General features: G+C 39.2%; 13 protein-coding genes. All 13 read left to right on the top strand.

What is annotated here, in order from left to right:
- The first annotated feature begins 141 nt into the window (after nucleotides 1-141).
- The 13 genes from F7984_RS09840 to F7984_RS09780 all read left to right on the top strand — a co-directional run bounded on the left by F7984_RS09840 (nucleotide 142) and on the right by F7984_RS09780 (nucleotide 13,990).
- Nucleotides 142-726: an RBBP9/YdeN family alpha/beta hydrolase gene (locus tag F7984_RS09840; protein WP_140461503.1), complete on the top strand. Its 585-nt coding sequence runs from the start codon at nucleotides 142-144 to the stop codon at nucleotides 724-726.
- Between the two features lie 28 nt (nucleotides 727-754).
- A complete protein-coding gene (locus F7984_RS09835; RefSeq protein ID WP_140461502.1) occupies nucleotides 755-1,399 on the top strand; it encodes an SDR family oxidoreductase in 645 nt (214 codons plus the stop codon).
- 409 nt (nucleotides 1,400-1,808) lie between these two features.
- Nucleotides 1,809-3,224, top strand: coding sequence for a lysine 2,3-aminomutase (gene ablA / locus F7984_RS09830; RefSeq protein WP_140461501.1), 1,416 nt, complete (start codon nucleotides 1,809-1,811; stop codon nucleotides 3,222-3,224).
- Complete coding sequence (locus tag F7984_RS09825; protein WP_066103622.1) at nucleotides 3,221-3,490, top strand: YokU family protein; 270 nt, start codon at nucleotides 3,221-3,223, stop codon at nucleotides 3,488-3,490. The genes ablA and F7984_RS09825 overlap by 4 nt, the downstream gene beginning before the upstream one ends.
- A gap of 96 nt (nucleotides 3,491-3,586) precedes the next feature.
- Nucleotides 3,587-4,246 (top strand): CoA transferase subunit A, encoded by a 660-nt coding sequence (locus tag F7984_RS09820; protein WP_225983570.1) that lies wholly within the window; start codon nucleotides 3,587-3,589, stop codon nucleotides 4,244-4,246.
- Entirely contained in the window at nucleotides 4,243-4,899 is a 657-nt protein-coding gene (locus F7984_RS09815) for a 3-oxoacid CoA-transferase subunit B (RefSeq protein ID WP_066103624.1), read from the top strand. Before F7984_RS09820 ends, F7984_RS09815 begins: the two co-directional genes overlap by 4 nt.
- A gap of 85 nt (nucleotides 4,900-4,984) precedes the next feature.
- Complete coding sequence (locus F7984_RS09810; RefSeq protein ID WP_066103627.1) at nucleotides 4,985-6,331, top strand: aminotransferase family protein; 1,347 nt, start codon at nucleotides 4,985-4,987, stop codon at nucleotides 6,329-6,331.
- 3 nt (nucleotides 6,332-6,334) lie between these two features.
- Complete coding sequence (locus F7984_RS09805) at nucleotides 6,335-7,633, top strand: aminotransferase class III-fold pyridoxal phosphate-dependent enzyme (RefSeq protein ID WP_140461500.1); 1,299 nt, start codon at nucleotides 6,335-6,337, stop codon at nucleotides 7,631-7,633.
- A gap of 3 nt (nucleotides 7,634-7,636) precedes the next feature.
- Nucleotides 7,637-9,088: an aldehyde dehydrogenase family protein gene (locus F7984_RS09800; protein WP_140461499.1), complete on the top strand. Its 1,452-nt coding sequence runs from the start codon at nucleotides 7,637-7,639 to the stop codon at nucleotides 9,086-9,088.
- Between the two features lie 22 nt (nucleotides 9,089-9,110).
- On the top strand, nucleotides 9,111-10,613 hold the full coding sequence (locus tag F7984_RS09795; RefSeq protein ID WP_225983725.1) for a M81 family metallopeptidase: 1,503 nt from the start codon (nucleotides 9,111-9,113) through the stop codon (nucleotides 10,611-10,613).
- Entirely contained in the window at nucleotides 10,610-11,086 is a 477-nt protein-coding gene (locus F7984_RS09790; protein ID WP_066103634.1) for a GNAT family N-acetyltransferase, read from the top strand. Before F7984_RS09795 ends, F7984_RS09790 begins: the two co-directional genes overlap by 4 nt.
- Nucleotides 11,087-11,584: 498 nt before the next feature.
- Nucleotides 11,585-12,148: an alkyl hydroperoxide reductase subunit C gene (gene ahpC / locus F7984_RS09785; RefSeq protein WP_066103636.1), complete on the top strand. Its 564-nt coding sequence runs from the start codon at nucleotides 11,585-11,587 to the stop codon at nucleotides 12,146-12,148.
- A 165-nt stretch (nucleotides 12,149-12,313) separates the two neighbouring features.
- Nucleotides 12,314-13,990 (top strand): FAD-dependent oxidoreductase, encoded by a 1,677-nt coding sequence (locus F7984_RS09780; protein WP_225983568.1) that lies wholly within the window; start codon nucleotides 12,314-12,316, stop codon nucleotides 13,988-13,990.
- Nucleotides 13,991-13,996 lie beyond the last annotated feature (6 nt).

Raw genomic sequence — 13,996 nt, 5'->3', positions numbered from 1 at the left:
AACGAAAGCCGGTACAAAGAGGATATTCACTCTGTACCGGTTTATTTTTTGGAAAAAGTTTGATTACTATAAAAGTAGACATAAAATATATTAATCTGATAAACTTAGTATGGAATAAAATCGGTAAAAGGAGGGGTTAATATGGACCGAAGTTTTCTCATAATACATGGACTTGGCGGAAGCGGACCTGAACATTGGCAATCCTGGCTGTATTATGAGCTGGTGGATGCAGGTGAAACAGTTTATTATCCGACCCTTCCTGAATATGATGATCCTTATAAAGATAAGTGGATAAAAAAATTGGAAGATACCTTTCAAACTATTACCTCAGACCATATAACCGTTGTTGCTCACAGTTTAGGATGTGTCCTATGGCTTCATTTTGCTCTCAAAAATGCTCATAAGATAAAAAAATCGGTTAACCGTGTTATTTTAGTGGCACCGCCCTCTCCCTATTTAAAGCATGAAATCATCCAAAGGTTTTTTCCCCTTCCAGTTAAGGGTAAAGAATTAATACAGTCTATTGATCATACACTGCAAATTCAATCCACAAACGATTCTTATTGCTCTGTTGAAGACAGTCAATTTTATAAAGACTTGGGTATTATACAACTTTTGGTTGTGAATAAAGGTCATATCAATATCGACTCCGGTTTTGGCAAATGGCAGTGGATTCTTGACTATTGTCTGGATCAAAATCATGATTTTGCAGTAAATGAAGGCTGAATGTTTGGATAGGACGGTGATTGTTTCTATGAATATAGTAGTAGTTGGTGCAAATGGACAAATTGGCAATCAATTGGTTCACTTCATTAAGGAAGATGGACAACACAATGTAACGGCGATGATCAGAAAGGAAGAACAGGCAGAATCATTTGAAAATAAGGGAATACAAACTGTTCTTGCTAATTTAGAAGATAGTGTAGAAAATTTGGCGAAGGCAATTGAAGGATCAGATGCGATATGCTTTACAGCTGGGTCAGGAGGAAGCACAGGTCATGACAAAACGCTATTAATTGATCTTGATGGTGCAATAAAAATGATGGAAGCCGCTGAAAAGGCTGGAATCAAACGATTTATTTTGGTCAGTGCACTTCAGGCTAACAACCGCGAAAACTGGAGCGATGAAATTAAACCTTATTATGTTGCCAAGCATTATGCAGATCGAATTCTGGAAAACAGCTCATTAACATATACGATTATAAGACCTGGTGGATTGCTGAATGAACCTGGAAACGGGAAAATCCGTACTGGGGATACAATAAAGGCTGGAACGATACCGCGTGAGGATGTGGCACGAACAATTTTCGCTTCCCTCACAAATGAGGCAAGCTATAATCGTTCTTTTGATCTAATATCAGGTGATACCCCGATTGAGGAAGCTCTTAATCAACTATAAAATTTGTCGAAGCAGTTCAGTTTTTAGCTGAACTGCTTTATTTATTTGTCATAAAAAATATGAATATCTTTCGACTTAAATTGTCAAAATTTTTCGTCATTGACAGTGTAAGGTTAGAGGTGATAGGTTGAGATTGGGTTAAATACACCATATTTTTATTCACTCATATATTAGATTTTGTATCTGTAAATCCAAATTAAATGTTAACTTTTCATTCCGTAGGAGACTTCTTTTCAGCGATCAGCTCAGGAGCTGAATGAATTAGAATGAGCTTACCATTCAGATGGAGAACAATTTACCAATCGAATAACAATAAAGCCACCGGTTTGGTTTTTCTGAGCAAAGCTCGAATAATTATCCATTCACATAGCCGAGATGTTATGGAATACGTACCATGGGAGGGAGAATAGTGGACTATAATTTATACAAACCTAAACGCCATTGGAGTGAAATTGAGTTATGGAAGGATGTAGCGGATGATCAGTGGAATGACTGGATTTGGCAGTTAACCCACACCATCAAAACGCTTGATGATTTAAAAAAGGTGATTCACCTTACACCAGAAGAGGAAGAAGGTGTACGGATCTCAACTAAAACGATTCCCTTGAATATAACGCCCTATTACGCATCTTTAATGGATCCTGATGATGAGCGCTGTCCAATCCGTATGCAATCAGTTCCTATAGGAAAAGAGCTCCACAAAACGGTGTATGATTTAGAGGATCCCTTGCATGAAGATGAGGATTCCCCAGTTCCAGGGTTAACTCACCGTTATCCGGATCGCGTCTTATTTTTAGTAACAAATCAATGCTCCATGTACTGCCGTTATTGCACAAGAAGAAGGTTTTCTGGTCAGATTGGTATGGGAGTTCCGAAGAAACAGTTAGATAAAGCAATCAATTACATCAGCCAAACACCGGCAGTCCGGGATGTTTTAATCTCTGGTGGTGATGGCCTTCTCATTAATGACAGTATACTGGAATATATATTAAAAAACTTACGCGCCATTCCTCATGTAGAAATTATTCGTATTGGAACTAGAGCCCCGGTCGTGTTTCCGCAAAGAATCACTAAAGATTTATGTACCATTCTTAAAAAGTACCATCCCGTTTGGCTGAATACACATTTTAATACATCGATCGAAATTACAGAAGAATCAAAGCGTGCCTGCGAGCTGCTTATTGATTCGGGAGTACCTGTGGGCAATCAGGCGGTTATTTTGGCTGGGATTAATGACAGTGTCCCAATCATGAGAAAATTAATGCATGATTTAGTCAAAATAAGAGTTCGTCCTTATTATATTTACCAATGTGATTTATCAGAAGGAATTGGACATTTCAGAGCTCCTATTAGTAAAGGCTTAGAAATTATGGAGGGGCTGCGCGGTCATACAAGCGGATATGCTGTGCCGACTTTTGTGGTTGATGCACCAGGCGGGGGTGGAAAAATACCGCTTCAGCCGAACTACATCATTTCACAAAGTTCAAATAAAGTGATCTTACGTAATTTTGAAGGTGTGATTACATCATATCCAGAACCTGAGAACTATGTGTCCGGCCGTGCAGATGAATATTTCAAACAAACATACCCAAATGTATATGAAGATTACAACAGCACAGGTATCTTGTCTATTATGGATGATGAAAAGTTTAATATTACACCGGATGGTTTAGAAAGATATAATAAGCGCAGCGCCTATCAACAAAACCCGGAGCATACATCACTTAAAGATCAACGAGATAAACGGGACGTTCTAAAAGAAAAGAAATTCAAGGCCCAACAAACAAAAACAACTAAAACTGATCAAGAGGATTCAAAAGTATGAAATGCCAATGGTGTGAACAAGATGGGGCAATTGAGACCAATACCACTGTATTTTGGGAGCTGCCAGATGGAACGCAATCACTAGAAATAAAGGAAACACCAGCCATCCATTGTGGCAATTGCCAAATGGAATATTTAACGGATGAACAGACTGAGGAGATTGAGGACCATTTATTGCTCATTAATACAAAACAATTAACAGGCACTGTACATTTTGAAGAATTGATGAAAGTACCAAGGTTATTAAAGCGAAACTATTTCAAATAGACAAAATATATGTAAGCGATTTCAGTTATTCAACGTCAAAGAAAAGCTATATTCTTTGGCGTTTTTATTAAAATGAAATGGACAGAGGTGAATAGGTTGAAACCAGTACTTTTACCTGATGCAGCAGCATCCTTGCTAAAGAGCGGAGCCCGTATCATGGTTGGGGGCTTTGGATTGGTGGGATGTCCAATAACATTGGTACACGCTCTTGACCGAAAAGGGATAAATAATCTTGAAATTATCAGCAATAATCTCGGTGAGCCAGGCAGGGGACTTGGAGTGCTTGTTCAAAAAAAGAAGGTAAGAAAGGGGATAGGTTCTTATTTCACATCCAACCCGGATGTAGTGGAGGCTTATTTGGGGGGAGAGCTTGAGATTGAACTTCTGCCGCAGGGCACACTGGCAGAAGCGATTCGTGCGGGTGGAGCTGGAATACCAGCATTCTATACACCCGTTGGAGTAGGCACTGACTTATCAAATGGGAAAGAAGAAAAAAAATTCAATGATAATAAATATATATTGCAACATTCTTTGAAGGCTGATTTTTCACTGATTAAGGCCTATAAAGCAGACAAACTTGGTAATTTAATTTATATAAAGTCTGCCCGGAATTTTAATCCTGCTATGGCGACGGCCGGGAATATCGTGATTGCTGAAGTTGATGAAATAGTAGAAGCGGGAGAACTCGATCCTGAGGAAATTATCACACCTCATTTGTATGTTGATTACTTAGTGTTAAAGGAGGAGTCGTTGTGAGTGCAAAAGAGACGATTGCCAAACGTGCTGCACGATTCCTTGGAAATGGTGATATTGTCAACTTGGGGATTGGGATTCCAACATTGGTGGCAGATTTTATCGCTCCTCATCTATCCGTATTTCTACATACAGAGAATGGGATTCTTGGGGTGGGACCTACCCCATTAAATGAACCAGATCCCAATTTGGTGAATGCAGGAAAGCTTCCTGTAACTGTCATGACTGGTGCATCTTATTTTGATAGTGCATCATCTTTTGCGATGATACGTGGGGGCCATATTGATGTCTCGATTTTGGGTGTTCTGCAAATGGATGAAATGGGCAGGATAGCAAATTGGGCAGTTCCAGGAAAAGCGGTTTTGGGTGTAGGAGGAGCGATGGATCTATTAGAGGGCTCTAAAAGAATTATCGTAACAACCTTACATACAACAAAAGCGGGGAAGCCGAAGCTCGTTAAGAATCTTAATTATCCGCTTACATCTGAGCGCAGAGTGGATTTCATTATAACTGAATTGGCCGTATTTGCAGTCGATGATAGGGGGCTTATTTTAGTGGAAACTGGTCCAGGAATAACAGTGGAAACTGTTAAAGAAAAAACGGAAGCGGATTTCAGAATTCAATTAAACAGTGAATTTGTTGGCTTTGATATGTAGCATAAAAAAGTCTTGAACTTGCTTTTTAAGCATATCTTGTATGTAGAAAAATGATAGAACATCTCTATGAAATGGAGAGACGCAAATGGCTGACCATGTATTTCATCGTGATTTTACGAATAAATACCCAATCATAACGCATGGGCAAGGGATTTATTTATACGATCAGGATGGCAAGCAATATATTGATGCATGCTCCGGTGCTGTTGCCGCAAATTTAGGTCACGGGGATGTGAAAATTGCTGAAGCGATGGCTGAACAGGCAAAAAAAGCAGCCTTTGTACATTCGATGCGTTTTGAAACCGAGGTATTGCATCTTCTGGCAGAGAGAATTGCGGAGATTGCTCCCGTTCCATTAAACAAGGTTTATTTCACCTGTGGCGGCTCGGAGGCGAATGAAAGTGCTATTAAACTTGCAAAGCAATATCATAAAGGTGCAGGAAATCCGGAAAAACATATTGTGATTGGCAGATGGCAATCTTATCATGGGAATACTTTAGGATCCTTGTCTGCTGGAGGCGATATTAAAAGAAGGCAGGTATACACTCAAAATCTACTTGATTTTAAACATGTTTATTCCCCTCATTGTAAACGATGCCCATACCAAAGAAATCTCGATGATTGCAATCAACAACACAATTGGTCATGCATTAAGGATATAGAAAAGTTGATTATTGAGATAGGTCCGGAACAAATTTCTTGCTTCATAGCTGAGCCAATCGTCGGGAGCCAATTGGGAAGTGTAAGTCCGCCAGACTCGTATTTTAAAGAGGTCAGAAAGTTATGTGACGATTATAATATTCTTTTGATTGCAGATGAAGTGATGACGGGTTTTGGGAGAACAGGGACCTATTTTGCTGTAGAGCATTTTGATTTCATACCGGATATTATTACGTTTGGCAAGGGAGTATCAGCCGGCTATTCGCCTCTTGGCGGTATGATTGTTCACGATCGATTAATTAAAGGGATTATTCAAAACAGCAAGGGGAAATTTGCGCATGGATATACATACAGTGGCCATCCGGTCTCTGTCGCTGCCGGATTGGCAGTTCTGAAAAAATTAGCTCACAATAAAATCCTTCCCAACGTAGTTATGCAGGGTGAATATTTAATTAAACAACTTAAACTGCTTCAGGACCGTTACCCTGTCATTTGGGATATAAGGGGTAAAGGCCTTTTGATAGGCATTGAATTTGCTTCCAGTCCGAAAGGAGACCCATTCCCTCCCTCTAGCTCAACATCTGAAGTGATTAATCGGATTGCCATGCAAATTGGAGCTGTCTTTTATCCTGGAAGTGGATCAATCAATGGCTATGAAGGTGATCATTTGTTAATTGCTCCGCCTTTAACAGTCTCCAGGGAAGAAATCGATGCAATCATAAATATATTAGAACTTGCTCTGCAACAATTTATGTATTCGAGGGGGAAGTAAATCATGAGTCATTCTGAAAAAGTTACTGAATTAACAGAGAAAGCGAGAAAACATATATCTCCAGTTAGCACAAGAGTGACGGAATTAATTATAGATCGAGGTAAGGGAGCACGTTTTTGGACGAAGGATGGAGAAGAGTATATTGATTTTGTTTCAGGGGTAGCAGTTAATGCACTCGGCCATTCTCATGAAAGAATCGTTAACGCTATAAAAACACAGGCGGAGCGACTCGTTCATTTTGGTTTGAATTATGGCTATTACGAGACTGTGATCGGCTTGGCTGAAAAGCTGGCACAAATCACGCCAGGTAATTTAGATACTGTATTCTTCTCAAATTCAGGCGGTGAAGCCATTGATGGAGCATTGAAGCTGGCACGTGCGGCTACTGACCGCCCGGGAATTATCGCTTTCAATGGGTCCTTTCATGGACGTACGTTAGGTGCTACTACTGTAACAGGATCAAGCAGTAAATATAAAAAGTACTACGAACCGCTGGTAGGAGAGGTTTACCATACACCTTATCCATATCCCGGTTTAGTAAAAAATATCGATAATGCTGATTTGACAAATTATTGTATTAACCAATTACGTTCGTTATTTGATTTACATATTGACCCATCGAGAGTGGCTGCTATACTTGTTGAACCGGTTTTGGGGGAAGGCGGTTACTATCCCGCACCTCCATTGTTTTTACAGGAATTAAGGAGTATTGCTGATGAGCATGGTATTTTATTAATATTTGATGAGGTTCAAACAGGATTTGGCAGAACTGGGCGGATGTTTGCTTCGGAACACTCAGGAGTAACTCCAGATATTCTCGTTTTAGCAAAGGCTTTATCAGGCGGACTGCCTCTTGGTGCAATTGTGGCAAATAGGGATTTACATAATAAATGGCCTGTAGGGGGGCATGGCTCCACGTTTGGAGGCAACCCAATCTCATGTGCAGCTGCCCTAGCAAGTATACAGGTGATTGAAGAAGAGAATCTGGTAAAGAGGAGTAAAGAACTCGGTGAGCAAATTGTTAATAGGCTGCAAAATAGTTTGCTAGGATACGAGCCAATAAAAGAAGTCCGCGGAATCGGTATGATGATTGGCATTGAATTCAATGAATCCGATAAAAAGTCCATTGTGCCGCTTATCAAAGCACGATGCCTGGATAAGCATTTACTAATCATGAACTGCGGAGTTAACGGGCAAACCATCAGGCTCATGCTGCCATTAAATATATCAACAGAAGAATTGGATGCTGGGTTAACCATTCTCGAAACCGTTATTGGAGACGTGGTAAAGGAGGGTATTTAATAAATGTCCAAAGAATTTACAAAACAGCTGCTTTACATGAATGGTCATTGGACTCACGATTTAAATCAGAATTATCGGGAAAGCAAGAATCCTGCAACGAATGAAGCGGTGGGTATGTATGCAATCGCAACTTCAAGCCAGGTAGACCAGGCTGTACAGCATGCTCACCTTGCCTTTAAAAGCTGGAGACGAACACCCGCGCCGGAACGTGCTGTATTTTTATGGAAGGCAGCAGAATTATTTGAACGAAAAAGAGATCAATTAGCCGAAGTTATGACCAAAGAAATGGGGAAAGTTCTGGCGGAAACACGCGGGGAAGTGAATGTCGTCATAGAAACATGCCGCTATATGGCTGGGGAAGGTCGCAGAATGTATGGTGAAACCATTGCTTCCGGCAACAACAATCGAACGATTACGATGAATCGTGAGCCGCTTGGTGTAGTTGCATGTATCACTCCATGGAATTTTCCGGTAGCGCTTGCCGCTTATAAAATTTGTGCTGCTTTAATCAGTGGGAATACGATTGTGTGGAAACCAGCTTCTGAGGTTGCACTCTCAGCAGGTATATTTATGCAAGTCTTTCATGAAATTGGTCTCCCAAATGGGGTTTTAAATCTCATTACAGGGAGCGGCAGTCAGGTGGGAATGCAGCTTGCTGAACATGAAGATGTCAAAGTGATCTCTTTTACAGGCTCTACTGAAGTAGGCTTGCTGCTTTCACAGGTAGGTGCCAAACAATTAAAAAGGGTTTCCCTTGAGCTAGGTGGGAAAAATGCAGCAATTGTTCTACAGGACGCTAATTTAGATTATGCAGCAGAGTGTATTGTTAAAGGTGCATATGGAACAACTGGGCAAAAATGTACGGCGACAAGCCGGGTTATTGTTGAACAATCGATTAAAGAGGATTTATTGAAAAGGGTCGTAAAGTTAACGAAGGAATTGAAACTAGGTAATGGTCTTAGTGAAAATATTGACTTAGGTCCTTTGGTAAATGAGCAGCAAATGAAGGTGGTTGAGAAATACGTGAGGATAGCAACAGAAGAAGGAGCCTTATTGGAGTGTGGAGGAAAGAAATTAGCGAACGAAGAAGGGTGTTTTTTTGAACCAACTATTTTCAGTGATGTGAAAAAGGAACATACGATTGCTAAAGAAGAAATATTTGGACCTGTTCTTGCCTTTATTGAAGTGGACAGCTATGAAGAGGCGATTGAGGTTAATAATGATACGAAATATGGACTGTCGACATCCATTTTCACAAGCAGTTTGTCTATTGCCAACCGAGCTGCTGCTGAAATTGAAAGTGGATTGGTTTATGTGAATAACGGAACTGCTAATGCTGAAATTGGTGTTGCGTTTGGCGGGATGAAGTATTCAGGGAATGGCCATCGTGAAGTATCCCATCATGCTTTGGATAGTATGACGGAATGGAAATCAGTGTATATGACTTATCTATAGGAGGGATTCCCTTGTGAAACAAATGAGGATTGGAATAGCTTTTTTTTATCATGAATCCCATAGTTTCTCTAGAACTAAGACGACTATTCAGGATTTTAAGAATGAGGGTTATTTTAAAGGGAACCAAATTTTTGACGTTTATACAAATACAAGGACAGAGGTTGGCGGGTTTATTGATGTTCTGAGGAAACTTGAAGAGGTAGAGATAGTCCCCCTTCTTTGTGCAGCAGCTGTTCCTTCGGGTCCGGTAACCTATGAAACATACGAAGAAATTGAAACAGAGCTTATGGGTTTAATGGAAGCGGCAGGAAAGCTTGATGGATTATTGATTGCCCTGCATGGAGCAATGGTCATTGAGGGAATTAATGATGCAGAAGAATATTTACTTTTAAAGATTAGAGCAAAACTTGGGGTAGATATCCCGATTGCAACGACCCTGGATCTACATGCCAATATTAGTCCGGCCATCGTTGGAATTACACCCTATCATTTTGGATTTAAAACCTATCCGCATATTGATATGTATGAGCAAGGAGTAAATGCCGCGAATGCATTAATGAATCATCTTTCGCTTGGCGTAGATTATGTAGCGAGATGTGTTAAAATTCCCATGCTGCTTCCCTCAATCAATATGAAGACAATGGAAGGTCCAATGGCAAAAATGATGAAGCTTGCTCACCGTTATGAAGAGGAAGATGGTATTTTAAACATTTCCGTATTTGGTGGATTTCCATATTCAGATGTACCGAGCGCAGGTGCAAGTGTGATAGTAATTGCTAAAAATCAGTTGTTGGCCGAACGTACTGCCAGTGACTTGGCCAAAATATTTTGGAAACTAAGGGAAGAATTTATCGTCAAATTGCCTGATGTTAAAGAAGCATTTCAGCTTGCGTTAGCAATGAAGAAAAATAAACCAATCGCATTAGCTGATATTTCTGATAATCCGTTGAGCGGTGGCAGTGGAGATACAACGAAGCTTTTGAGAGAATGTATAGAATACAATAGAGAGAAAACGCTTTTTGGAGCATTAACGGATTCTAAGGCAATTGATATATGCAGGAGTGTGGGAGTTGGTGGAACCGTCCAACTGTCACTTGGCGGGAAAATCTATCCTGAGTTTGGATTACCGGTTAATGTGCAAGCGACTGTTATCAGGTTAACTGATGGTGTATTTTATAATAGTGGACCATTTAATAAAGATTTGAAAGTAGATGTTAAGGGTGCTTGTTGGATTCGAGTAGGAAATATAGATATTCTCCTAATTGGAAGACCTATGTCTGCTAATGATCCTGAACTTTTTCGTCATATTGGGATAGAACCAAGTGCGTACAGGTATTTGATATTGAAAGCTAAAAATCATTTCAGGGCAGCTTTTGATCCGTTGATAAGTGAAGTCATTTATGTTGATGCACCGGGCGCGGCCGCTAATAACATCGCACAGCTACCCTATAAAAATATCCCGGAACAAACATGGCCCTTAAAAAATATAGAATTTCTAAAGGTAGAAGAGAGGAAAAAATCATGACACAAACGAATTCGATGTATTACATTGAAATACCCGAATCCCTAACGCCTGCACAGCAGAACATGATGATGGAGCTCGAAAAGGATGCATTTCCTGGGTTGGGAGCGGTAGATGAACAAACACTGGTTCCTTTGGCGAGATACGGAAAACTAATCCTTTATAGACAACAGGGGGATGAACGACCAGTTGCGGTTTGTGAATGTATGAGAGATTATAATCAGCCGGATAAAGCTTATATATTTGGCTACTATGTACGGTCAGATCAGCATGGGAAAGGATTGGGGACACAATTTTTACATGAGGTTCTGAGCATTCTGAGGGATGATGGTTTTCATAAAGTCAGTTTAACTGTAAGCGAAGCAAACACGGCTGCTGTTAAATTATATAAAAACATCGGTTTTACTGTAAATGAATTAAGGTATGGTGAATTCGGAGACGGTGAGGATCGGTTGTATATGGAGAAAATTTTATAATCAACAACAGGACGTGTGACTAATCACACGTTTTTTTCTTTGATGATTATTGGCTGCAAAGGGACTATTACAGCCAGTGTGGCTCTTCTTTTTATAAAACAAAACCTTCAAATGAAGATAAAAAGTACCTTGATAAATAGATTGTATTGAAACATAAACAGATGAAAAAAATGAACGTTTTTGGGCATACTAGCAAGTGAAAGAAAAAAGCAAAATAAATTATATTTATATAATATAATTCGGTGATTTCCCTCACGTTTTATCATTAAAATACAATTCAATTGATAAATTTACTGTATCGACAGTAATTATGTTTGATCCTGATTACCGTTTATATAGAGAGTTTTTATTGAGTTTACCTAATGGAAAGAGCGGAAAATTTTAAAGGAATATGATAATAATTATAAATAAGCAATTGACAAATTTCTTTTTAATAATTATTATAATATAGTATTAAACATCACTTAGATGATGATATTGTTTAGGAGGATATACGATATGTCACTTATTAATAAAAAATTAGAGGATTTTACAGTACAGGCTTACCATGATGGAGAGTTTAAAGAAGTAAGTCTTTCAGATGTTCAAGGTAAATGGTCAATCTTTTTCTTCTATCCAGCTGATTTCACTTTTGTGTGCCCAACTGAATTAGCTGACCTGCAAGATAATTATGATGCCCTTAAAGAAATTAACTGCGAAGTGTACTCCGTATCTACGGACTCTCATTTTGTACATAAAGCATGGGCAGACGCTACAGATACAATCGGCAAAATTAAATATCCTATGCTTGCAGATCCGGCGCATGTTCTTTCTCGTCAATTTGAAGTATTAATTGAAGAAGCTGGTCAAGCGCTTCGTGGAACATTCATTGTGAATCCTGAGGGTGAAATTAAAGCATATGAAATTCACGACCTAGGTATTGGCCGTAATGCTGAAGAAGTTGTGCGTAAAGTACAAGCTGCTCAGTTTGTTGCAGAACACGGTGATAAAGTATGTCCAGCAAAATGGACTCCTGGTGAAGAAACACTTGAGCCAAGCCTGGACCTAGTAGGTAAAATATAATTATTAATCATTTGCATTTATCTTTCTTAATGGAAGATGAGTGCAAATTTTATCTTAAGGACTGACAGCTGCTTGTCCAGTTTTTGAATGTTTTTTCTATCAGATGATCAAATGAGGTACTTAAAATGATAAGTACCTTTTTTATTAAAAAGTTTACTAAATTAGGTGAGTATTTTGACAAAAGGAATTTTAGATTTAATTATCATTGGCGGAGGTCCTGCTGGATTGTCAGCGGGTATTTATGCCGGACGTGGAAAATTAAACACTCTTATTATTGAAAAAGGAAATATGGGTGGCCAAGCTGCAACGACAAATGAAATTGTTAACTATCCGGGTGTTCGTAAGACGACTGGACCTTTATTAATAGAAGAAATGAAAAAACAATGTGAAGATTTTGGTGTTAAATTTACCAAAACAGATGTTACGGATGTTGACCTATCCGGAGAAGTTAAAATAATCAAAACGATCAATGGCGAGTATCAGGCAAGATCTGTAATCATTGCAGCAGGTGCAGGTCCTCGTAAACTTGGATTCCCTGGAGAAGCAGAATTCACGGGCCGTGGTGTTGCCTACTGTTCAACATGCGATGGTGAATTCTTCGAAGGATTAGAAGTGTTTGTCATTGGAGCAGGATTTGCCGCAGCTGAAGAAGCGATGTATTTAACCCGTTTTGCCAGCAAGGTTACCATTATTGCTCGTGAACCTGAGTTTACTTGTGCTCCTTCTATCGCAGATAAGGTTTTTGCCAACGAACATATAGAAGTTAAATTTAATACGGAATTGCTTGAGGTTTCAGGGGTGGAGATGGTTCAGCATGCCCGATTTATTAATAATGTAACGAAGGAAGAATGGGAATACACAGCGAAAGAAGAAGATGGCGCATTCGGTGTATTTGTTTTCGTGGGATATCAGCCTAAGACAGAGATCTTTAAAGGTCATGTAGAAATGGATGAACGTGGTTACATTATTACAGATGAAGAAATGAGAACAAATATTAAAGGTGTATATGCTGTTGGAGATCTTCGTCCAAAATCTTTACGTCAAGTTATTACAGCTGTTGCCGATGGGGCGATTGCCGGAACAGACGTACAGAAATATGTTGCTGAAGAAAAAGAGCGTCTTGGCATTGTAGATGAGCCAAAAGAAGAAAAACCGGCAGAGAAAAAAGAATCTGCACCAAAAGAAACAGCTAAAAGTGGTAAGAGCAGCTTACTAAGCGATGCCATCAAAGGACAACTAAAAGGTATTTTTGCCAAAATGGAGAATGATGTAACATTAGTAAGTATTGTGGATGAAAGTATGCCTAAATCTGTAGAATTACGTGATTTCTTGATCGATGTTGCTGAACTTGGCGATAAACTTCATCTGGAAGTTTATCCAAAAGGCGAAAATACTGAAATGGAAACGAAAATCAATGCTGATAAATTCCCGGTTGTTTCGTTGCTTGATCATAAAGGGAATTACAGTGGCGTGAAGTTCCATGGTGTACCGGGAGGACATGAGCTTAATTCCTTTATCTTGGCCATTTATAACCTGGCAGGTCCTGGACAAGCGTTAGATTCCTCAATCAAGCAGTCTATTCAGGCAATCGATAAAAAAGCAAATATTAAGATTATGGTATCTTTATCATGCCACTACTGCCCTGATGTTGTTGTCGGTGCTCAAAGAATTGCAATTGAAAACCCAAATGTCGAAGCAGAAATGATTGATATCAGCAACTTCCAAGATATTAAAAAGAAATATAAAGTAATGAGTGTTCCAGCCATGATTATTAATGATGAACAAGTAGTCTTTGGAGCTAAAAAAATTAATGAAATTGTAGCAGTGTTACAACAAGCTTAAACAATT

Source organism: Pradoshia sp. D12, assembly GCF_008935075.1.
Lineage (GTDB): Bacteria > Bacillota > Bacilli > Bacillales > Pradoshiaceae > Pradoshia.
This window is presented reverse-complemented; position numbering and strand designations above follow the sequence as displayed.

Coding starts and splice junctions, on each gene's coding strand:
- F7984_RS09795 (WP_225983725.1), top strand. CDS start 9,111: ATGAGGATTGGAATAGCTTTTTTTTATCATGAATCCCATAGTTTCTCT.
- F7984_RS09805 (WP_140461500.1), top strand. CDS start 6,335: ATGAGTCATTCTGAAAAAGTTACTGAATTAACAGAGAAAGCGAGAAAA.
- F7984_RS09825 (WP_066103622.1), top strand. CDS start 3,221: ATGAAATGCCAATGGTGTGAACAAGATGGGGCAATTGAGACCAATACC.
- F7984_RS09835 (WP_140461502.1), top strand. CDS start 755: ATGAATATAGTAGTAGTTGGTGCAAATGGACAAATTGGCAATCAATTG.
- F7984_RS09810 (WP_066103627.1), top strand. CDS start 4,985: ATGGCTGACCATGTATTTCATCGTGATTTTACGAATAAATACCCAATC.
- F7984_RS09790 (WP_066103634.1), top strand. CDS start 10,610: ATGACACAAACGAATTCGATGTATTACATTGAAATACCCGAATCCCTA.
- F7984_RS09840 (WP_140461503.1), top strand. CDS start 142: ATGGACCGAAGTTTTCTCATAATACATGGACTTGGCGGAAGCGGACCT.
- F7984_RS09800 (WP_140461499.1), top strand. CDS start 7,637: ATGTCCAAAGAATTTACAAAACAGCTGCTTTACATGAATGGTCATTGG.
- ahpC (WP_066103636.1), top strand. CDS start 11,585: ATGTCACTTATTAATAAAAAATTAGAGGATTTTACAGTACAGGCTTAC.